We start from the raw sequence: 19,389 nt of genomic DNA, 5'->3' as shown, positions 1-19,389 counted from the left end.
CGATCACGGCACCATCATTTTTGCGTTATGGCGGGCCTCCGCCTTGCCCCGCGAGGCCGCTTCGCGTCACAGTCTGGACCAGTTCCGAACAAAGGGGATTCAGGGATGCGGAAAATCATTGCGGTCATCGGCTTCACAGTCGCTGTCGCGTCGGCCGGCCTTGCCATGGCGGCGTCCGATCTCGGCAAGCAGCGCGAGGCCGACATGAAGGCGATCGGCGGGGCGATCAAGACGTCCGCGGGCTTTGCCATGGGCAAGGTTCCGTTCGACGCCGCCGCGGCAAAGGCCGCCATGGAGACCGTCGCTGCGAAGGCCACCGATTTCCCGACCCTGTTCCCTGCCGGCTCCGAGACCGCCGATAAGGGCGCATCGCCCAAGATCTGGGAAAACAAGGCCGACTTCGAGGCCCATGCCGCGAAGCTCGCCAGCGACGCCAAGGCGGCCGCAGCCGCGGCCGATCAAGGCGCCGACGCGTTCAAGGCGGCCTTCGCGGTCGTCGGTGCGAACTGCAAGAGCTGTCACCAGCTTTACCGCCTGTCCGACTAAGCGCCGATGCTCCGCCGCCTTGTCGTCGCGATCATTGTCCTCGCCATCGTCGGTGGCGCGGGCTTCTGGTTGCTGACTGAACCGAAGCCGCTTTCGGCGGCGGAAATTCCGGACCGCCCGGGGGATCCGGCCAAGGGCGAACTCCTGTTCTGGGCGGGTGGCTGCGCCTCCTGCCACGCCGCGCCGGGCGCCAAAGGCGACGACAAGCTGATTCTGGCCGGGGGCGAACCGATCGTTTCGCCCTTCGGCACCTTCCATCCGCCGAATATCTCGCCGGACAAGACGCATGGCATCGGCAACTGGTCGACGCTCGACTTCGTCAACGCGATGAAGCGCGGGCTCGGGCCAGGCGGCGAACACCTTTATCCAGCCTTTCCCTATACGTCATACCAACGCATGCCGGTCTCCGACATCGTCGACCTCAAGGCCTATCTCGATACGCTGCCGCCGGTCGCGACCGACAGCCCCCCGCACGAGCTGCCGTTCCCGTTCTCGATCCGCCGGGGGCTTGGCCTCTGGAAACTCCTCTATCTCAATGGCGGGACGTTCGAGCCCGACCCCACCAAGAGCGACGAGATCAACCGCGGCGCCTATCTCGTCGAGGGCCCCGGCCATTGCAACGAGTGTCATACGCCGCGCAATGCCATCGGCGGACTGGACTTCACCCATCATCTGGCCGGCGCGCCCAACCCCTCGGGGCAAGGCTTCGTCCCCAACATCACCGGCGGCAAGGGCGGCATCGGCGATTGGTCTGCCGAGGATATCGCCAACTTCTTCGAAACGGGCATGACGCCTGATTTCGACTCGGTCGGCGGCACGATGGTCGACGTCCAGGAAAACCTCGCCCACCTGCCCGCATCCGATCGCGCGGCCATCGCGGCTTATCTGAAAGACCTGCCGCCCCTCGATCGATCCGATGGCCGAACCGCCTCCGACTGAAGACGGCGATTTTTTCCGCGCTGCAGATGTCGAAATGAGCGACGCTCATCCGACATGGCCGTGAAGAGGGGATCTTCCCGCTTCCGGCCAGGGCGCCGAACCGATCGGAGACCGTCATGCAGTACGCGATCATGTTCTACGAGACCGAGAAGAACTTCGAGACCCGCGACCATCGCGAGGACGACTCTGCATATTGGGGCGCCTGGCGCGCCTATATCGACGAGATCGTGGCCAGCGGCGTCGTCCGCGGCGGGGCGGGCCTGCATGCGCCACAGGCGGCCACCACGGTCCGCCTCAAGGACGGGCAGCGCCACGTCCAGGATGGTCCGTTCGCCGCGGCCAAGGAGCAGCTCGGCGGCTTCTTCCTGATCGATGTTCCCGATCTCGACGCCGCCCTCGGCTGGGCGGCCAAGGCCCCCTGCGCGGCCACGGGCGTCGAGGTGCGGCCAACGCTCCCGTCGGAGATGTGAGGCGATATAAGGCGCCATCGCGCCGGGTTCGTCCCGGCGCGACCGGCTGCCTTTCAGGAGGGTTCCGCTTTGCAACCTGTCGAGCAGGCCGTTCGCGACAGTTTCGGCCGGCTGGTCGCGATCCTCGCCAGCCGCGGCCGTGACATCGCGGCTGCCGAGGATGCGCTCGCCGATGCCGTCGTGGCGGCGCTGCAGCGCTGGCCCGAGAGCGGGGTTCCCGATGCGCCCGAGGCGTGGCTCGTCGCCGTCGCGCGGCGACGTATCACCGACCGGCTCCGCAAGCGAACGGCCGACGCGGCCCTGGAGCGCTCGCTGCTGCTGTTATCGGCGCTCGCCGAGGAGACAGATCCGATGGCGCCGCATTATCCCGACGAGCGGCTGAAGCTGATGTTCGTCTGCGCCCATCCGGCGATCGACGAGGCGATCCGCGCGCCTTTGATGCTGCAGACCGTCCTCGGCCTCGACGCCAGCAGGATCGGCGCCGCGTTCCTGGTGCCGGCGGCGACCATGGGCCAACGGCTGGTGCGCGCCAAGGCGAAGATCCGCGATGCCGGCATTCCCTTTGCCGTCCCCGAGCGGACCGAACTGCCGGCGCGGCTAGCCAGCGTTATCGAGGCTGTGTATGCCGCCTACGGCAGCGGATGGGACGAGATCGCCGGCGGCGCCGGCGCCCGCGCGCCGAGCCTTGCCACCGAGGCGATCTGGCTCGGGCGGGTTCTCGCTGCGCTGATGCCCGGCGATGCGGAGCCGCTCGGCCTTCTGGCGCTGATGCTTTATTGCGAGGCGCGGCGCCCGGCCAGACGCGCACCGGACGGCCGCTATGTGCCGCTCTCCGAGCAGGATACAGCGCTCTGGTCGCGCGAGATGCTCGCCGAGGCCGAGCTCATGCTGGGGCGTGCCGCGGCGCTGGATACGCCGGGGCGGTTCCAGATCGAAGCGGCGATCCAGTCGGCGCTCACGGGGATGCGGCTGATCGGCCGGCCCGACGCCGCGATGATCGCGCTGCTGCATGAAGAACTTTGGCGGCGTGCGCCGCGCATCGGCGTCGCCGTCGCGCGCGCTGTTGCAGTCGCGGATGCGGAGGGCGCGACCGCCGGTCTCGCTCTCCTCGCCGAACTTGAGCCTGAGCGAGTCGCGGGCTACCAGCCCTATCATGCCGCGCATGCCGAACTTCTGGCCCAGGCGGGCCGCGTCGACGAGGCCGTCGAGGCCTTTCGAAGCGCCATCGCATTGGCGGAAGACCCGGCCATTCGCGCCTATCTCGACGAGCGGGCGCGACGACTGGTCAGTTGATCCTCAGCGCTGGCCAGACTTGATCCATTTGGTGATCTGCGGCGGCTGATAGTTGCGATAGCGCTGGATCAACTGCTCCGGATCATTCTCGACGATCAGCATGTCGCGATGCTCCCGCCGCATGAAGCCTTCCTCCGCCTGATGATCGAGGAAGGCGAGCAGCTTGCCATAGAAGCCGGCGATATCGAGCACACCAACCGGTTTGCCGTGATAGCCGAGCTGCGCCCAGGTCCAGATCTCGAACAGTTCCTCCAGCGTCCCGATCCCGCCCGGCAGCGCGACGAAGCCCTCGGCCATGTCAGCCATCTTGGCCTTGCGCTCATGCATCGAGCCGACGACGTGGAGCTCGGTCAGGCCGTGATGGGCGACCTCCTTGTCGACCAGCGCCTGCGGAATGATGCCGATCACCGTGCCACCTGCGGCGAGAACCGCATCGGCCACAGCCCCCATCAGCCCGACCTTGGAACCGCCATAGATGAGCGCCGAATCATGCGCGGCGATGGTCTGGCCGAGCGCGACTGCAGCGTTACGGTATTCCGGGCGGAACCCTTCATTGGAGCCGCAGAAGACGCAGAGCCTCATTTGCCAGCGCCTTCTGAAAGAGCCGCGAGGATCCGCGCCCAGGAGCGGATGCCACCATGATAGCTCGAAAGATTGTACTTCTCGTTCGGCGAGTGGATGCGATCGTCGTCGAGGCCGAAGCCAACCATCAGGGCGTCGAGCCCGAGGATGTTCTTGAAATCGCCAGCGACGGGGATCGAGCCGCCCGCGCCGATCGTGACGCAGGGCTTGCCCCATTCGGCGCTGAGTGCGTCGCGCGTCTTGACGAGCGCAGGGCTGTCCGAGGGAAGCCGCACGCCCTTCGAGCCGCCATGGCCGATGAATTCGACGCTGCAGTCGGCGGGCAGCATCGAGCGGATATAGGCGCGAAAGCTCTCACGGACCGCCTCGGGGTCCTGCTGGTCGACGAGGCGGAAGGAAACCTTGGCATGCGCCTTGGACGGGATGACCGTCTTGAAGCCCTTGCCGGTATAGCCGCCCCAAATGCCGTTGACCTCGCAGGTCGGCCGGGCCCAGATCTTTTCGATCACGCTGCGCCCCGCCTCGCCGGCCGGGATCGAGAGGCCGACCTCGCCAAGGAACGCCGCCTCGTCAAAGCCGAGGCCTTCCCACTGCTTCCGGATCGCCTCCGGCAGTTCGCCGACGCCATCATAAAAGCCGGGAAGGGTCACGCGGCCGGTTTCGTCGCGAAGACCGTCGAGAACATTGACGAGGACGTGGATCGGATTGCGCGCGGCGCCGCCATACATGCCGGAATGCAGGTCGCGCGAGGCGGCGGTGATGGTGATCTCCTCGCCGACCATGCCGCGAAGCATGGTCGTGACGGCTGGGGTCTTCGCATCCCACATGCCGGTGTCGCAGATGAAGGCGAAGTCCGCGGTGAGTTCCTGCCTGTTGGCCGCCATAAACGGCGCCAGATTGTGCCCGCCGGATTCTTCCTCGCCTTCGAGCAGTACCGTCACGGGGATCGGCAGCGCGCCGGTCACGGCCTTCCAGGCGCGGCAGGCCTCGATGAAGGTCATGAGCTGGCCCTTGTCGTCGGCAGTGCCGCGCCCGACGATCTGTTTCGTGCCGTCCGCGGCCGTCACCAGCTTTGGCTGGAACGGCGGGCTCGACCAGAGCTCGACGGGATCGACGGGCTGGACGTCGTAATGGCCGTAGAACAGCACATGCGGCCCTGCGCCACCGGCTGAGCGGCCGACGACCATCGGATGTCCCGGTGTCGGCCTGGCAGCCGCCTCGAACCCGATCGCGCCTAGAGCGTCGGCCAGCCACTCCGCCGCTTGCAGGCAGGCGCCGGCATAGGCGGGGTCAGTCGAAATGCTCTCGATCTCGACGAGGCGGAACAAGCGCTCGACGCTCTTGTCGAGGTCGGCATCGATATAAGCGAGGACGTCGTCGAGACGGTCTGTCACGGCAGGGGCTCCATCGGACGGGGGCGCTGATGTCCTCAGGACATACGCCGAGCCTTTCGCGAAGGAAAGACACTCGATCAGCGCAGCACGACGGGTCGCGAGTGCCGGACGCGCTTATCCAGCGCCTTGGGTCACCGCCTCAGGATGCCGCCGAGCATGCCGCGGACAATGGCACGGCCGACCGAGGAGCCCATGGAACCGCCGATGCTCTTGCCGATATCGGCCGCCACCTGTCCGGCGACGCGGTTGGTTACGGTGCGCGTCACTTCCCGGGCAACGCGCTGGGTCGCCGTCAGCCGCTCGCCGCGACGGGTATTGGTCCCGAGAAGCCCGCCGAGAATGCCGCCGAGATCGATACCGCCGGCAGGCGCGGGCGCAGGTGGCGCGGCGGGATCCGTTCCAGCTGGCACGGGGGCAGGCGCTGTCGTCGTCAGTTCCCCGGCCTGGCGACCGAGCACCTCATAGGCCGACTCGCGGTCCACCGTCTTGTCATAGGCGATGCCGATCGGGCTCGCGGCGATGATCTGCCGGCGCTCCTCGTCGGTGATCGGGCCAAGCTGCGAGGATGGCGGACGGATCATCGTCCGCTCGACGATGCTCGGCACGCCCTTCGGCTCCAGCGTCGAGACGAGAGCTTCACCGACGCCAAGCTGCGTGATCGCTTCCATGGTGCTGAAGGCTGGATTGGGCCGGAAGGTCTCAGCAGCGACTTTCACCGCCTTCTGATCGCGCGGCGTATAGGCGCGCAGCGCGTGCTGCACGCGATTGCCGAGCTGGCCAAGCACGGTATCCGGCACATCGAGCGGGTTCTGGCTGACGAAATAGATGCCGACGCCCTTCGAGCGGATCAGCCGCACGACCTGCTCGATCCGCGCCAGCAACGCTTTCGGTGCATCGTCGAAGAGGAGATGCGCCTCGTCGAAGAAGAAGACGAGCCGCGGCTTCTCCGGGTCGCCGACTTCGGGCAGCACTTCGAACAGCTCCGACATCAGCCAGAGCAGGAAGGTCGCATAAAGCTGCGGCGCGGCCATCAACTTGTCGGCCGCCAGTACGTTGACGACGCCGCGCCCGTCGATCGTCGTGCGCATGATGTCGGCGATGGCAAGCGCCGGCTCGCCGAAGAAGGCGTCGCCGCCCTGATTCTCAAGGATCAGCAGCTGGCGCTGGATGGCGCCGACCGAAGTCTTCGCGACATTGCCGTAACGGGAGGCCGCGGCGGCATTGTCCGAGAGGAAGCCAAGCATCGCCCTCAAATCCTTGAGATCGAGCAGCAGCAGGCCGTTCTCATCGGCCATGCGGAAGGCGATGTTGAGCACGCCCTCCTGCGTGTCGTTGAGCCCCATCAGCCGCGAAAGCAGCAAGGGTCCCATCTCGCTCACGGTCGTGCGGATCGGATGGCCCTGTTTGCCGAAGAGATCCCAGAACACCGCCGGGCAGGCAGCGAATCGATATTCGTCCTTGAAGCCGATTTCGTCGGCCCGCTTCAGCATCGAATCCTTGGCGGTACCGGCCTTGGCGATGCCGGAGAGGTCACCCTTGATATCGGCGCAGAAGACCGGGACGCCGGCGTCCGAAAACCCTTGCGCCAGCACCTGCAGTGTCACGGTCTTCCCCGTGCCGGTCGCGCCCGTGACCAGCCCATGGCGGTTGGCGAGCGGCAGCAGCAGATATTCCGGCTTTTCGCTCGCGCCCATGAAGATCTTGTCGGGTTCGAGAAGGGGCATCGAGGCGTCTCCGGGCAATTGGCGCTTTCCTGCGAACCGGCAAGGTCGCGATTTGGCGGCACGAAATCAAGCGACGCCATCATATTGCCTTCCGCGCCGCATGGCGCGAACATCCGCAATGGCCGCGTTCCGTCGGCCTGCTGCTGAGGGAGGCATGTGTGAGCTATCCGATCATCGACATCGAGGGCATCGGCAAGACATTCGCCGAGAAGCTCGGCGCTGCCGGCATCAAGTCGACCGACCAATTGCTTGAAGCGGGGAAGGATCCAAAGGGCCGCAAGGCACTCGCTACCACCACCGGCATCGACGAGACGAAGATCCTTGGTTGGACAAACAAGGCCGACCTCATGCGCCTCAAGGGCGTCGCGGAAGAGTTTTCTGATCTTCTGGAGGCATCCGGCGTCGATACAATCAAGGAGTTGAAGCAGCGTCGCGCCGATAATCTGACGGCGAAGATGGCGGAAGTGAACGCGACGCGTAAGCTCGTGCGCCAGCTACCTTCGGAGACGCAGGTAGCGGACTGGATAGAGCAGGCCAAGACACTGCCGGCCGTCATGACCTATTGAGGGCGTGGTCCGCGATCGCATCGATCGCGCCACCCCTCCAGGCTGAACGCGTCGCAGCTTTATAGCGGCGCGACACAGCGTTCGGGACCGAACGCAGGAGCAGGCCATGCAGGATCATCCGGCCGGACCTTGGCCGGCGCCGAGTGAAGCCGACTGGCAGCGGCTCGCCCAAAAATCGCTGGCCGGACAGCCGCTTTCGACATTGGCGGCAAAGATCGAACCCGGAATCGCGATCGATCCCCTCCTTCCCGCGGTAGACAGGCCGCCGCTCTGGTCGCGCAGCGGCAGAGCGTGGACGCGGTTGCAGCGGCTCGGGCGTGGAACCGACGCCACAACCATCGCATCCGCACTTGCGACCGGAGCCGACGGGTTCGAAGTCGTCTCGGCGGGGTCGGCAGCGGACTATGGCGACGGCCTGTCGCCGGCTGCCCTTGCGGCGCTCTTGGCAGATGCGCCGCTCGATCGCGGCCATTGGCGCCTGTCGGGGGGGTCGGATGGAGAGGCTTTGGCCAACGCAGTCGACGCTGCGGTCGCTGACGGTCGGCTGGATCCGCAATTGCTGATGATCGCGTTCGGTCTGGACCCGATCACCGCCCCTATATCCGGCCGGTCCGATGCCGCGGACATGCCGGCATTTGCAGCGCTGGTCACCCGCCTTGCCGCGCGCGGCTATGGTGGGCCCTTCGCCTGCGCCGACGCGCGCCTCGTCCATGCCGCCGGCGGTACGCCCTCGATGGAGCTCGGCTATGCCCTCGCCGCGCTGCTGGCACAACTCCGCGCACTACTCGACTGCGGCACGTCCGAAGACGTCGCCGCCCGTGCGATCGATGTTGCGCTCGCGGCCGATGAAGACCAGTTCGTCACCATCGCCAAATTCCGCGCAATCCGGCTGTTGCACGCCCGCCTGTTCGCGGCCGGCGGCCTGCCACGGCAGCGCCTCGCGCTGCATGCCGAAACGAGTTGGCGCATGCTGGCCGCCGAGGACATGAATTCCAATCTGATCCGGACGACCATTGCCGCGCTTGCCGCCGGCCTTGGCGGCGCGGACTCTCTCACCGTGCTCCCGTTCACCGCGGCGGTCGAACCGCATGATGTCGAAGCCGAGCGGCTCGCGCTGACGACGCAGGCCGTCCTGATTGAGGAAGCGAGGCTCGCAAGGGTCGCCGATCCCGGTGCCGGCTCGGGCACGATCGAAGCGTTGACGGAGGCACTTGCCGAGGAAGGATGGCGACGCTTCCAGATGATCGAACGCGACGGCGGCCTGTTCCAATCAAGCGCATGGGAGCGGCTGCAGGCCGACGTGGCGGAAGCCGCCGAGGCGCGGCAGACGGCGCTCGCATCCGGCGAACGCGGCATCGTCGGCGTCACGCATTTCCGCGCTGAAGGTGCTGGGAGGCCAGAACCGCCGATCGCGGGCGAAGGCGGCCAAACGGCGGGGCTGCATCCCCGGCGGACATCGGCGCCGTTCGAAGGCGCCGCCTCATGATTTCCCTTCCCGATTTCACCGCCATTCCGTTCGCTGTCGAACCTCTCGACGACAGCGGCACCGCAACGCCGCCCGCCGTGACGGCCGAAGGGATCGCCATTCACGACAGCTACGGCCCCGCCGAACGCGCTGCGGCCAGTTTTGCCGAGACCATGCCCGGCCTGCCGCCGTTCACGCGCGGTCCCTATCCGACGATGTATGTCCAGCAGCCCTGGACGATCCGCCAATATGCCGGCTTCTCGACCGCCGAGGCCTCCAACGCCTTTTATCGCCGCAACCTTGCCGGCGGGCAGAAGGGCCTATCGGTGGCCTTCGATCTCGCGACGCATCGCGGCTATGACAGCGATCATCCGCGCGTCGCCGGCGATGTCGGCATGGCCGGCGTCGCGATCGATTCGATCCTCGACATGCGGCAGCTCTTCGATGGAATTCCGCTCGACAAGATGAGCGTGTCAATGACGATGAACGGCGCCGTGCTGCCGATCCTCGCGCTCTACATCGTCGCGGCGGAAGAACAGGGCGTCCGGCCAGACCAGCTTCAGGGCACGATCCAGAACGACATCCTCAAGGAGTTCATGGTCCGCAACACCTATATCTATCCGCCCGAGCCTTCGATGCGGATCGTCTCGGATATCTTTGCCTATACCTCGCGCGAGATGCCGAAGTTCAACTCGATCTCGGTGTCGGGCTATCATATGCAGGAGGCCGGCGCGACGGCCGATCTGGAGCTAGCCTATACGCTCGCCGATGGGCTCGACTATATCGCCGCCGGGGTTGCCGCCGGCCTCGATGTCGACGATTTCGCCCCGCGCATCTCCTTCTTCTGGGCCATCGGCACCGATTTCTTCATGGAGATCGCCAAGTTGCGCGCCGCGCGCATGCTGTGGTCCCGCCTCGTCGCCGAACGCTTCGCACCGAAGCGTGCAAAGTCGCTCGCCCTCCGGGCACATTGCCAGACATCCGGCTGGTCGCTCACGGCGCAGGACGTCGCCAACAACATCATCCGCACGGCCGTCGAGGCTATGGCGGCAACGGAGGGCGGCACGCAGTCGCTGCACACCAATGCCTTCGACGAAGCCCTCGCGCTGCCGACGGACGCATCGGCCCGCATCGCCCGCAACACGCAGCTCATCCTGCAGCTGGAAAGCGGCATCACGCGCTTCATCGATCCTTGGGGCGGGTCGCATTTCGTCGAGACCCTGACGGCGAATCTCGCGGCGCGGGCGATGGCGCATATCGCCGAGGTCGATGCTCTCGGCGGCATGGCGAAGGCGATCGCCGCCGGAATTCCGAAGCGCCGGATCGAGGAAGCCGCAGCGCGGGCGCAGGCGCGCATCGACGCCGGCGACCAGACCGTCGTGGGCATCAACACCTATCGCCGGGAGGATGAGGCGACGGTCGACGTGCTGAAAATCGACAACTCCGCGGTGCGGGCCGCGCAGTTGGAAAAGCTGGCGCGGTTGAAGCGGGAGCGGGACAACACGGCGACGTCACAAGCGCTTTTGGCGCTCACCGAGGCCGCGCGCGGAAACGGCAATCTGCTCGCGTTCTCGATCGAAGCCGCCCGTGCCGGCGCGACGGTCGGGGAGATCAGCGCCGCGCTCGAAGCCGTGTTCGGCCGACACGAGGCGACACCGAGCGCTGTCGAAGGCATCTATGCCGGCGAGAGTTCGGCAGGCGAAGCGATCGCGCATGTCCGTGCGCTCGCCGAAGCATTCGAGGAGAACGAGGGCCGCAGGCCGCGCATCCTCGTCGCCAAGGTCGGGCAGGATGGCCATGACCGCGGCCAGAAGGTGGTTGCCTCCGCCTTTGCCGACCTCGGCTTCGATGTCGAGATCGGCCCGCTTTTCCAGACGCCCGAGGAAGCTGCCGCCGAGGCCATCGCCGGCGACGTCCATATCGTCGGCGTCTCCTCGCTTGCCGCGGGTCACCTCACGCTGGTCCCTGCCCTGAAAGAGGCCCTCGATGCGGCCGGGCGCGGCGATATCATGATCGTCGTCGGCGGCGTCATCCCAGGCCAGGACTTCGCTGCTCTGCACGCGGCGGGGGCCGAGGCGATCTTCCCGCCTGGCACCGTCATCACGGACGCCGCGGCTGATCTCCTCGAGCGCCTCAATGACCGCCTCGGCTATGCGCAGGCGCGGCCCGCCGACTGAACGGCAGAAGCCGCCCCGACGCTATGCGTCGGGACGGCTCCGCCTCGGGCTGGCGCGGGTGACCAGCCTCCGGCAGCGGATTGGCCGTTGATTAGCCCGGCAGAAGCACCGTGTTGATGACGTGGATCACACCATTCGACTGCATGACGTTCGGGATGGTGATCTTGGCCTTGTCGCCCTTGGCATCGACGATCGTGATGGACTTGCCCTTCACCATGAAGGTGAGCGTTTCGCCATTGACGGTCTTGTACTCGGCCTTGCCGCCCATCTTCTTCGCGGCTGCCATGATGTCGGCTGCTGTGACCCGGCCAGGAATGACGTGATAGGTCAGGATGCTCGTCAGCATCTTCTTGTTGGCGGGCATCACCAGCGTATCGACAGTGCCGGCCGGCAGCTTGGCGAACGCTTCGTTGGTCGGGGCGAACACGGTGAACGGACCGGGGCCCGACAGCGTGTCGACGAGACCAGCGGCCTTGACCGCTGCAACGAGCGTCGTGTGATCCTTCGAGTTGACGGCGTTCTCGATGATGTTCTTCGAAGGATACATCGGGGCGCCGCCGACCATCACGGTCTTGGCAGAAGCCGGCGCCTCGAAGGCAACGGTGCCGGTAAGGGCGACAACGGCGATGGCGGCCGCACGGGCCAGAGTGGTCATACGAAACATGCTTTATCCTCCAGTTGGATTTTCATCGGCCCGACGGACCGACACAGATCTAGAAGCAAACTCGACCAGCAGGTGGCACTTCTTTGGACAAAATCTACCCGCTCAGAGAGACGATACTCTCTGTTCTTACTGCGTTTATTTATGAAGTGACTTCCGCTCGCTCTGTGAGCTCTGTCGTTGCTTACAATGACTGATACGAGGGCCCGAGCAAACCGGTTTCATTTCGCGTAGGAAAAGATGATCACGAGCGCGTGATCTCCCGAGTTTTCAAATCCGCCGCGGCTTGGAGCATCGCTTTGCTTGCGCAGGTTCTGGGGCGGACATAATGTCCGCCGCCGAGCGGAGAATTTCATGAAGCCGACGAACCCCGTCTATACCGGGCTGCCGACGACGATCTTCGAGGTCATGTCGCGGCTTGCCATCGAGCACAAGGCCATCAATCTCGGCCAGGGTTTTCCGGATGTCGACGGGCCGGAGGACGTGCGCCGCTTCGCAGCCGAAGCCCTGCTGGCCGGTCCCAATCAATATCCGCCGATGATGGGCGTGCCCGAACTACGCCAGGCCGTTGCGGAATCAAACGCGCGCTTTTACGGGCTCGATGTCGACTGGAAGAGTGAGGTGCTTGTCACCTCCGGGGCGACCGAGGCACTGTCGGATATCATCGCCGCGCTGATCGAGCCGGGCGACGAGGTGGTGCTGATCGAGCCGCTCTACGATTGCTATCTGCCGCTCGTCCGCCGCGCCGGCGGCATTCCGCGGCTCGTGCGCATCACGCCGCCCGAATGGAAACTCGACGTCGCCGCGCTCGAAGCGGCGTTTTCCGAGCGCACCAAGGCCATCCTGATCAACAATCCGATGAATCCCGCGGCCAAGGCGTTTTCGCGCGAGGAACTCGCCGCGATCGCTAAACTCTGCGTGCGATATGACGCCTATGCGATCTGCGACGAGGTTTATGAGCACATTCTGTTCGATAATCGCGCGCATATCCCGCTGATGACGCTGCCCGGCATGCGCGAGCGTGCGATCCGCATCGGCTCGGCCGGCAAGACCTTCTCGCTGACCGGTTGGAAGGTCGGGTATGTCACCGCCGCGCCTGCCCTGCTCGATCCGATCGCCAAGGCGCACCAGTTCACCACCTTCACGACGCCGCCCAATCTCCAGAAGGCCGTCGCTTTCGGACTTGGCAAGACAGACGCCTATTATGGCGATCTTTCGGGCGCGCTCGCGGCGAAGCGGGACCGGCTTTCGGCTGGCCTCACCCGTCTCGGCTTCGAAGTCGTACCCTGCAGCGGAACGTATTTCGTCACGGCAGACGTATCACCTCTCGGCCTTACGGGCGGGGATGTCGAGATCTGCCGGCAGATGACTCTGGAAGGCGGGGTCACCGCCGTTCCGGTATCGGCGTTCTATGCGGGAGAAGCCCCGTCCAATTTCGTGCGCTTCTGCTTTTCGAAGCGCGACGAAATTCTCGACGCGGCCCTGGACCGGCTCGGCGCCTGGCTCCAGAACCGCGACCGCGCCGTCGCCTGAGACCTCAACGCGCGAGACGCTCGCGCGACATCACGAGCCGCGCATCGAGGCCCGTCTCTTTCCACTGGAAATCGATCGAGCCGGCGAGCTGGCCGACAATGCTCATGCTTGCGAGACGGCTGCCGAAGCCTTGATGGCGCGGCGGTCCAGACACCGATGGTCCTCCGCTCTCGATCCAATCCAATTCGAGCTTCGTCTCGTCGCAGCGCACGGTCACGTCAAGACGACCCTTCGAGGTCGAGAGCGCACCATATTTGGCCGCGTTGGTAGCCAGTTCATGCAGCACCAGCGCAAGGCTCGTCGCGGCGGTTACGCCGATCTCCACCGGCGGAGCCGTCAGCGTGAACTGTTCGGGTGAATAGAGGTGCGGCGTCAGGATCGCGGTGAACAGATCGGCCAGCGTCGTCTGCTCGGTATGGCCGACCTCCGCTGTGATGGCCGGTCGAATCAGTTCGTGCGCCGCTGCAAGCGCAACCAGGCGCCCGCGCAGAACATCCGCCATCTCGCCGACATCCGCGGCTGAGCGGGCCGTCATCGTCACCATGCCGGCGATGACAGCAAATGTATTTTTGATGCGGTGATGAAGCTCGCGGATGAGCAGGCGGCGCGCTTCCTCCGCCTTCTTGCGATTGGTGATTTCGACAGCCGCCCCCGAGAGGCGGGCGGGCTGGCCATCTGCATCGGGGAAGCCCGTGCCTCGCACCATCACCCAGCGCACCGATCCGTCACGACCGATCAAGCGATGCTCGATCGAGAGGTCGCCCCCACTGGCGGCGACGCGCTGCGTCTCCTCCTCGACATAGGCGCGGTCATCCGGATGAACATGAGCATCAAACTCGGCGCGCGGCGCGCCCGTCGATGCTCGCGTTGCATCGACGCTGTAGAAATCGGCGAAGCGCGCATCGGTGAACATCAGATCGGTGTCGAAATGCCAGTCCCAGATGCCGATTACGCCCGCTGCGCTCAGCGCATGACTGAATCGCTCCTGCTTGCTGTGCAGTTCGTCCTGGGCGAGGTGGAGCGACGTCACCTCGGATACGACCGCAAACACGGCGATAATGTTGCCGTCCTCGTCGCGGAGGGGACTATAGTTCAGGTCGAACCAGGTCTGCTCGGGGAAGCCGTTGCGTGTCAGCGTGAGCGGCGTGTCGTGATAGGTGAGGCTTTCGCCGCCGAGACAGACATCGAGAACATGACCGTTGAACTCGGCCGCTTCCGGCCAAGCCGCGAGCACGCTGCTACCGAGTATAGCGGGATGGCGCTTGCCGCAGACCTCGGCATAGCCGCGATTATAGATCAGCAGCCCCTGGCGGCCGCATAGCAGCGCCATGGCCGGCGTGGCCGCCAGAATCATCGAAACTGCCGACTTCAGGGATGCACTCCATCCAGCGATCGGGCCAAGTTCGCTCTGGCTCCAATCATGAGCCGCTATTAGCTCACCCATCTCGCCGGACTGCCGCAGAAACGCGGGCAGGTCGTCTTGCCCTGAATGTGGCGCGACCTCTTCAAGCATCGTCATTCCCAACCACAAACGTCCGCAGAGTCACGAAGTGCAACGCCAACATGGACATTGGGTTGCCTTCCTTGATCAATGCGGCAGGAATTGATCACGAAGCGCCCTCATTCAGCGGGCAACAGCGTACCGATATAGACCACCGGGCCCGTCGCCTGGCCGGTCGGAGAACCGCCCTTCGGCTCGACGGAAATCGCCAGCCGCTCGCCGGGCTTCAGCGAGACATCCAGAGGCTTCAGTTCGCGCTCGCTATCGGCAACGCCGAGCGAGACGGTCGGACCGCTCTCCGGCACCTTCCACAATTCGAAGCTCTTGTCCGGAGGCGGCGCCGTGCCGACGCGGCGCAGGCGGATCGTGCCGGCACCGGTATCGACGGAGGCAACAAAAGCCGGCGCTCCGCCCTCCCCACCGAGAACCGCGACATAGCTCGCGCCTGGCGGAGGCGACGGCGGAACCAGCGCCTCGCGGGCAACGATGACGGCCAGCAACGCGGCAGCGATGCCGACCATCCCCGTCGCGACGCGCCAACGCTTCAGCGAGCGTTCGAGATGGATCACCTGACCGACGCCGACATCCCCGCCGATTCGGGCGGCGATCGCACTCCAGACGCGATCCGGCGGCGCGAGTTCGCCGGCATCGGCATCGAGCGGGGAAAGCCGGTCGGCCCAGGCGGCAACCGCCGACGCCATGACGGGTTCGCGCAACATGCGCGTCTCGACGGCGCGGCGCTCGCCTCTGTCGAGCGCGCCGATGACATATTCGGCCGCCAGGGCGTCGACATCGTCGTCCAACGGCCCGGGTCCTCTTTCGTCGTCAACGGCCACCGAGACACTCCTTCAGAGCGATCAGGCTGCGGCGCAGCAGCGTCTTCACCGTCGCCACCGGCTTGTCGTAACGGCGCGACAACTCCTCACGGCTCCAGCCCTGGCAATAAGCGAGTACCACCATGCCCTTGCGATCTTCCCCGAGCGCTTCCAAGCACCGTTGCAACTGACGGCCCGCCAGGCTGTCCGTCATCGTCGATGGTCCAGCGAGCCGTTCGGCCATTTCTTCGTCGATCACCACCGCCGCCGCCGACACCCGCTCCGCCCCGCGGCGAATGGCATCGATGGCGGCATGCCGCGCGATCGTCGTCATCCAGGTCACCGGCGAGGCAAGGGCCGGATCAAACCGATCGGCATGATTCCATATCCGGAGGAACGCCTCCTGCAACGCTTCTTCCGCCGCTGCCTCGCTTCCAGCTATACGGCGGATGACGGCAAAGAGTTTCCGTGACGTCTGCTCATAGAGGCGACGGAACGCGGCTTCGTCACCATGGGCGACCGCCGACATCAGGGTGTCGAGTTCGCCTGGCGGCGTCTCCCGCACGGTTTCGATCAAATCGCCTCTCCCCTGACCGACCTAGTCGCCCGAAGCTTTTTAGTGCGGTTCTAAGCCGAGGACCATGGGGCACGTTCGAATTCACGCCACGGCGCTTGCCTCGGGCATGCCGGCACCCTTACATCGCGCCCATGGCTCCTCCCCTTCTTCTGCTCCAGGACATCCGCCTCACCTTTGGCGGCCGACCGTTGATCGAGAATGCATCGCTTTCGGTGTCGCCGGGCGAACGGCTCTGCTTCGTCGGCCGCAACGGGTCCGGCAAATCAACCCTGCTCAAGATCGCCGCCGGCACGATCGAACCCGACGCCGGCACGCGCTTCCTGCAGCCAGGCGCGACGCTGCGCTATCTGCAGCAGGAGCCGGATCTCTCCGGCTTCGCGACGACCCGCGCCTATGTGGAAGCTGGCCTCGGGCCGGGCGACGATGCCTATCGGGCCACCATGCTGCTGGAGGCGCTGGGCCTCACCGGCGAGGAACAGCCGGCAAGTCTTTCGGGCGGCGAGGCCCGGCGCGCCGCGCTGGCGCGCGCCATCGCGCCGGAGCCCGATATCCTGCTGCTCGACGAACCGACGAACCATCTCGACCTGCCGGCCATCGAATGGCTGGAGGAGACGCTGCGCGGTATGCGTTCGGCCCTCGTCCTGATCAGCCATGACCGCCGCTTCCTCGAGCGATTGTCGAAGGCGACGCTCTGGCTCGACCGTGGCAATACGCGACGTCTTGAGCAAGGTTTTTCCGCCTTCGAAGAATGGCGCGACGCTGTGCTGCACGAGGAGGAGAAGGAACGCGAGCGGCTCGATCGCAAGATCTCGCAGGAACTCGACTGGGTCCGCTACGGCGTCACCGCACGGCGCAAGCGCAATATGGGTCGGCTCCGCAAGCTCGAGGGACTGCGGACCGAGCGGCGCGAGCAGCGCGGCGCGGTCGGTCAGGTCAAGCTGGTCGCGACCGAGGGCGAATTGTCCGGCAAGTCGGTGATCGAGGCGCGCGGCATTTCGAAATCGTTCGGTGATCGTGCGATCGTGCGCGATTTCTCGATGCGCATCCAGCGCGGCGACCGGGTCGGCCTCGTGGGGGCTAACGGCGCCGGCAAGACGACCCTGCTCAACCTGCTCACAGGAGCGCTTGCGCCTGATAGCGGTTCTGTGAAGCTCGGCACCAATCTCGAGATGGTGACGCTGGATCAAAAGCGTGACAGCCTCGACCCCGCCATGACGCTTGCCGAGGCTCTGACCGACCGCCGCGGTGACACGGTGATCGTCAATGGGGAGGCACGTCACGTCATCGGCTATATGCGCGACTTCCTGTTCCAGCCCGAACAGGCGCGCGCACCGATCACCGCGCTGTCCGGCGGCGAACGCGGCCGCTTGATGCTGGCGCGCGCCCTCGCCCGCCCGTCGAACCTTTTGGTGCTCGACGAGCCCACCAATGATCTCGACCTCGAGACGCTGGACCTGCTGGAAGAGCTGCTCGACGACTATCCTGGCACCATCCTTCTCGTCAGCCACGACCGCGACTTCCTCGACCGCGTGGCGACCTCGGTCATCGTCGCGGAGGGCGATGGACGCTGGACCGACTATGCCGGCGGCTATTCCGACATGCTGGCGCAGCGGGGCGCCGCAGCGCCGCAGCGCTCGGTCAACAAGGCGGAGCCAAAGGCAGCAAAGAAGCCGTCCGAGCCCCGAGCAGCCGCGGCGCCCAGCCGGGCGAAACTCTCCTTCAAGCAGAAACATGCGCTGGAAACGCTGCCGGCCCAAATCGAGCAGCTTTCGGCCGAGATCGCGAAGCTCGAGGCAGCGCTCGCCAAGCCCGGCCTCTACTCGAACGATCGCAAGACCTTCGACACGGCCTCGGCGCGCCTCTCGGCCGCCAGCAGCGAACGCGCGGCGGCGGAAGAGGAATGGCTGACGCTTGAAATGCTCAAGGAAGAGCTCGGCGGATAGGACGCCCGCTCAGAGCCTCCTCACACTCTCGCGGATGATCAGTTCGCAAGGCAACCGCAAATGCGTGCGGGGCAGCGTCTCGCCCTTCGCCATCATCCGCCGCAGCAGGTCGGCTGCGGCGAGACGGCCGAGCTCGGTTCGCGGCTGGCGCATGGTGGTCAGCGCGGGATCGTAATGTTCCGCATATTCCGTATCGTCGAAACCGACCACGGAAACGTCGTCCGGCACCGAGACCCCGTGATTCTTGAGGCCACGCATGAAGCCGAGCGCAATTTCGTCGGCCGCGGCGAAAACGGCGGTCGGCCGCTCGGCCGCCGAGAGATAGAAGGCCGCCGCGCGATCGCCGGAAACGAAATCAAAATTGCCGGCGCCGCGCCAGACGAGAGCGTCGTCCACCTGTAGGCCCGCCTCGGCATGCGCATCTCGGTAGCCAAGCAGCCGCTCTTCCGATTCCGTGCTCCCCTCGGGGCCGAATATGTGGGCGATACGCCTGTGACCCTCGGCGATCAGGTGACGAACCAGGGTCGCCGATGCCAGGCGGTTGTCGACATCAAAAACCGAGAACTGATCGGTGCCGGGGATGTCGGAGAACATCAGCGAAATCGGCACCGTTTCGGGGACGGCCACGAATTCCTCGTCACGCGGGACATTGCCGGTGATCACGAGGACGCCGTCGACCTGTCCGCCGCGGATCAGCCGCGCGTAATGAGTCTCGCGGCTGCGGCTCTGCCGGGCATAACCGACCAGCACGCCATAACCCTGGCTTGAAAACACCTCCTCGAGCGCGTCCAGGACCGGCGTGAAAAATGAATTGCCGAGGCCCGGCAGCAGCACGAGAACCATGCGCGTGGCCTTGGCGCGCAGAGACCGCGCTGCAGCATTGGGGGTGTAGCCGGTCTCGCGGATCGCGGAAAATACAGCTTCCCGCGTCGCCTCGGCGACCCGATCAGGCAAAGCGATGGCGCGGCTCACGGTTGCCGTCGATACGCCGGCAAGCCGAGCAACGTCTTGAATCGTCACGGTCCTCGCGACCGGCGCGATCTCGTCTTCAGACATGGCCCCACCCGTCTCCTACCCGTTTGGCCGGCATTCTTTTGCACTGCAAAATAACTTGGCGTTGACAGCCGACCCAGGAAGCATACAGTAGATGTAATCGATTACAAGAATTCGGACGGCCAGTATCGCGGGGAGTGGTCTGGCTAT

17 protein-coding genes are annotated in these 19,389 nt (G+C 65.6%); 9 read left to right on the top strand and 8 right to left on the bottom strand.

Translation table 11 applies throughout. The features are described 5' to 3' along the window. Positions 1-105: 105 nt before the first annotated feature. The 4 genes from LB518_RS01480 to LB518_RS01465 all read left to right on the top strand — a co-directional run bounded on the left by LB518_RS01480 (position 106) and on the right by LB518_RS01465 (position 3,248). Entirely contained in the window at positions 106-546 is a 441-nt protein-coding gene (locus LB518_RS01480) for a c-type cytochrome (RefSeq protein WP_224572205.1), read from the top strand. Between the two features lie 6 nt (positions 547-552). Beyond that, entirely contained in the window at positions 553-1,485 is a 933-nt protein-coding gene (locus LB518_RS01475; protein ID WP_224572203.1) for a c-type cytochrome, read from the top strand. Between the two features lie 116 nt (positions 1,486-1,601). After that, positions 1,602-1,955: a YciI family protein gene (locus tag LB518_RS01470; RefSeq protein WP_224572201.1), complete on the top strand. Its 354-nt coding sequence runs from the start codon at positions 1,602-1,604 to the stop codon at positions 1,953-1,955. A 69-nt stretch (positions 1,956-2,024) separates the two neighbouring features. After that, a complete protein-coding gene (locus tag LB518_RS01465; protein ID WP_224572199.1) occupies positions 2,025-3,248 on the top strand; it encodes an RNA polymerase sigma factor in 1,224 nt (407 codons plus the stop codon). 3 nt (positions 3,249-3,251) lie between these two features. Here the strand turns inward: LB518_RS01465 and LB518_RS01460 are convergent, their stop codons facing one another. From LB518_RS01460 to LB518_RS01450, 3 genes are all read right to left on the bottom strand, one after another. Beyond that, on the bottom strand, positions 3,252-3,830 hold the full coding sequence (locus LB518_RS01460) for an LOG family protein (protein ID WP_224572197.1): 579 nt from the start codon (positions 3,828-3,830) through the stop codon (positions 3,252-3,254). Beyond that, entirely contained in the window at positions 3,827-5,224 is a 1,398-nt protein-coding gene (locus LB518_RS01455) for a M20/M25/M40 family metallo-hydrolase (RefSeq protein ID WP_224572195.1), read from the bottom strand. Before LB518_RS01455 ends, LB518_RS01460 begins: the two co-directional genes overlap by 4 nt. Before the next feature lie 131 nt (positions 5,225-5,355). Then, entirely contained in the window at positions 5,356-6,948 is a 1,593-nt protein-coding gene (locus LB518_RS01450; protein ID WP_224572194.1) for a helicase HerA-like domain-containing protein, read from the bottom strand. Positions 6,949-7,106: 158 nt separating this feature from the next. On the opposite strand from LB518_RS01450, the gene LB518_RS01445 reads away from it, so the two are divergent. From LB518_RS01445 to scpA, 3 genes are all read left to right on the top strand, one after another. Further along, the gene (locus LB518_RS01445) at positions 7,107-7,514 is read left to right on the top strand and encodes a DUF4332 domain-containing protein (protein WP_224572192.1); all 408 of its coding nucleotides are present in this window, start codon (positions 7,107-7,109) and stop codon (positions 7,512-7,514) included. A 106-nt stretch (positions 7,515-7,620) separates the two neighbouring features. After that, on the top strand, positions 7,621-9,000 hold the full coding sequence (locus LB518_RS01440; protein ID WP_224572190.1) for a methylmalonyl-CoA mutase family protein: 1,380 nt from the start codon (positions 7,621-7,623) through the stop codon (positions 8,998-9,000). Further along, complete coding sequence (scpA, locus tag LB518_RS01435; RefSeq protein ID WP_224572188.1) at positions 8,997-11,156, top strand: methylmalonyl-CoA mutase; 2,160 nt, start codon at positions 8,997-8,999, stop codon at positions 11,154-11,156. The genes LB518_RS01440 and scpA overlap by 4 nt, the downstream gene beginning before the upstream one ends. Before the next feature lie 91 nt (positions 11,157-11,247). Here the strand turns inward: scpA and LB518_RS01430 are convergent, their stop codons facing one another. Beyond that, positions 11,248-11,820 carry a fasciclin domain-containing protein gene (locus LB518_RS01430; protein ID WP_224572186.1) on the bottom strand — a complete coding sequence of 191 codons (573 nt, stop codon included), beginning with the start codon at positions 11,818-11,820 and terminating at the stop codon, positions 11,248-11,250. Positions 11,821-12,171: 351 nt separating this feature from the next. Here LB518_RS01430 and LB518_RS01425 point away from each other — a divergent pair, with 351 nt between their 5' ends. Beyond that, positions 12,172-13,350 (top strand): aminotransferase, encoded by a 1,179-nt coding sequence (locus tag LB518_RS01425; protein WP_224572184.1) that lies wholly within the window; start codon positions 12,172-12,174, stop codon positions 13,348-13,350. A 4-nt stretch (positions 13,351-13,354) separates the two neighbouring features. On the opposite strand, the gene LB518_RS01420 is transcribed toward LB518_RS01425, so the two are convergent. The 3 genes from LB518_RS01420 to LB518_RS01410 form a co-directional block, all read right to left on the bottom strand. Beyond that, a complete protein-coding gene (locus LB518_RS01420) occupies positions 13,355-14,704 on the bottom strand; it encodes a PAS domain-containing HWE histidine kinase family protein (protein WP_224572182.1) in 1,350 nt (449 codons plus the stop codon). Positions 14,705-14,970: 266 nt separating this feature from the next. Further along, positions 14,971-15,654 carry an anti-sigma factor gene (locus LB518_RS01415; RefSeq protein WP_224572180.1) on the bottom strand — a complete coding sequence of 228 codons (684 nt, stop codon included), beginning with the start codon at positions 15,652-15,654 and terminating at the stop codon, positions 14,971-14,973. A 22-nt stretch (positions 15,655-15,676) separates the two neighbouring features. After that, a complete protein-coding gene (locus LB518_RS01410) occupies positions 15,677-16,243 on the bottom strand; it encodes a sigma-70 family RNA polymerase sigma factor (RefSeq protein ID WP_224572178.1) in 567 nt (188 codons plus the stop codon). Between the two features lie 131 nt (positions 16,244-16,374). On the opposite strand from LB518_RS01410, the gene LB518_RS01405 reads away from it, so the two are divergent. Next, positions 16,375-18,186 carry an ABC-F family ATP-binding cassette domain-containing protein gene (locus tag LB518_RS01405; RefSeq protein ID WP_224572176.1) on the top strand — a complete coding sequence of 604 codons (1,812 nt, stop codon included), beginning with the start codon at positions 16,375-16,377 and terminating at the stop codon, positions 18,184-18,186. 9 nt (positions 18,187-18,195) lie between these two features. Here the strand turns inward: LB518_RS01405 and LB518_RS01400 are convergent, their stop codons facing one another. Further along, positions 18,196-19,242, bottom strand: coding sequence for a LacI family DNA-binding transcriptional regulator (locus tag LB518_RS01400; RefSeq protein ID WP_224572174.1), 1,047 nt, complete (start codon positions 19,240-19,242; stop codon positions 18,196-18,198). Between the last annotated feature and the right edge of the window lie 147 nt (positions 19,243-19,389).

It is taken from the genome of Mesorhizobium sp. BR1-1-16 (assembly GCF_020165495.1).
In the GTDB taxonomy this organism is placed as follows: domain Bacteria; phylum Pseudomonadota; class Alphaproteobacteria; order Rhizobiales; family Kaistiaceae; genus Kaistia.
The sequence above is the reverse complement of the archived record's forward strand: the minus strand, read 5'-3'. Positions and strand labels throughout refer to the sequence as shown.

Excerpts from the sequence above, each read along its gene's own strand:
- LB518_RS01480 (WP_224572205.1), top strand. The coding sequence starts at position 106 with ATGCGGAAAATCATTGCGGTCATCGGCTTCACAGTCGCTGTCGCGTCG.
- LB518_RS01475 (WP_224572203.1), top strand. The coding sequence starts at position 553 with ATGCTCCGCCGCCTTGTCGTCGCGATCATTGTCCTCGCCATCGTCGGT.
- LB518_RS01470 (WP_224572201.1), top strand. The coding sequence starts at position 1,602 with ATGCAGTACGCGATCATGTTCTACGAGACCGAGAAGAACTTCGAGACC.
- LB518_RS01460 (WP_224572197.1), bottom strand. The coding sequence starts at position 3,830 with ATGAGGCTCTGCGTCTTCTGCGGCTCCAATGAAGGGTTCCGCCCGGAA.
- LB518_RS01450 (WP_224572194.1), bottom strand. The coding sequence starts at position 6,948 with ATGCCCCTTCTCGAACCCGACAAGATCTTCATGGGCGCGAGCGAAAAG.
- LB518_RS01440 (WP_224572190.1), top strand. The coding sequence starts at position 7,621 with ATGCAGGATCATCCGGCCGGACCTTGGCCGGCGCCGAGTGAAGCCGAC.
- scpA (WP_224572188.1), top strand. The coding sequence starts at position 8,997 with ATGATTTCCCTTCCCGATTTCACCGCCATTCCGTTCGCTGTCGAACCT.
- LB518_RS01430 (WP_224572186.1), bottom strand. The coding sequence starts at position 11,820 with ATGTTTCGTATGACCACTCTGGCCCGTGCGGCCGCCATCGCCGTTGTC.
- LB518_RS01425 (WP_224572184.1), top strand. The coding sequence starts at position 12,172 with ATGAAGCCGACGAACCCCGTCTATACCGGGCTGCCGACGACGATCTTC.
- LB518_RS01420 (WP_224572182.1), bottom strand. The coding sequence starts at position 14,704 with ATGATTCTGGCGGCCACGCCGGCCATGGCGCTGCTATGCGGCCGCCAG.
- LB518_RS01405 (WP_224572176.1), top strand. The coding sequence starts at position 16,375 with ATGGCTCCTCCCCTTCTTCTGCTCCAGGACATCCGCCTCACCTTTGGC.
- LB518_RS01400 (WP_224572174.1), bottom strand. The coding sequence starts at position 19,242 with ATGTCTGAAGACGAGATCGCGCCGGTCGCGAGGACCGTGACGATTCAA.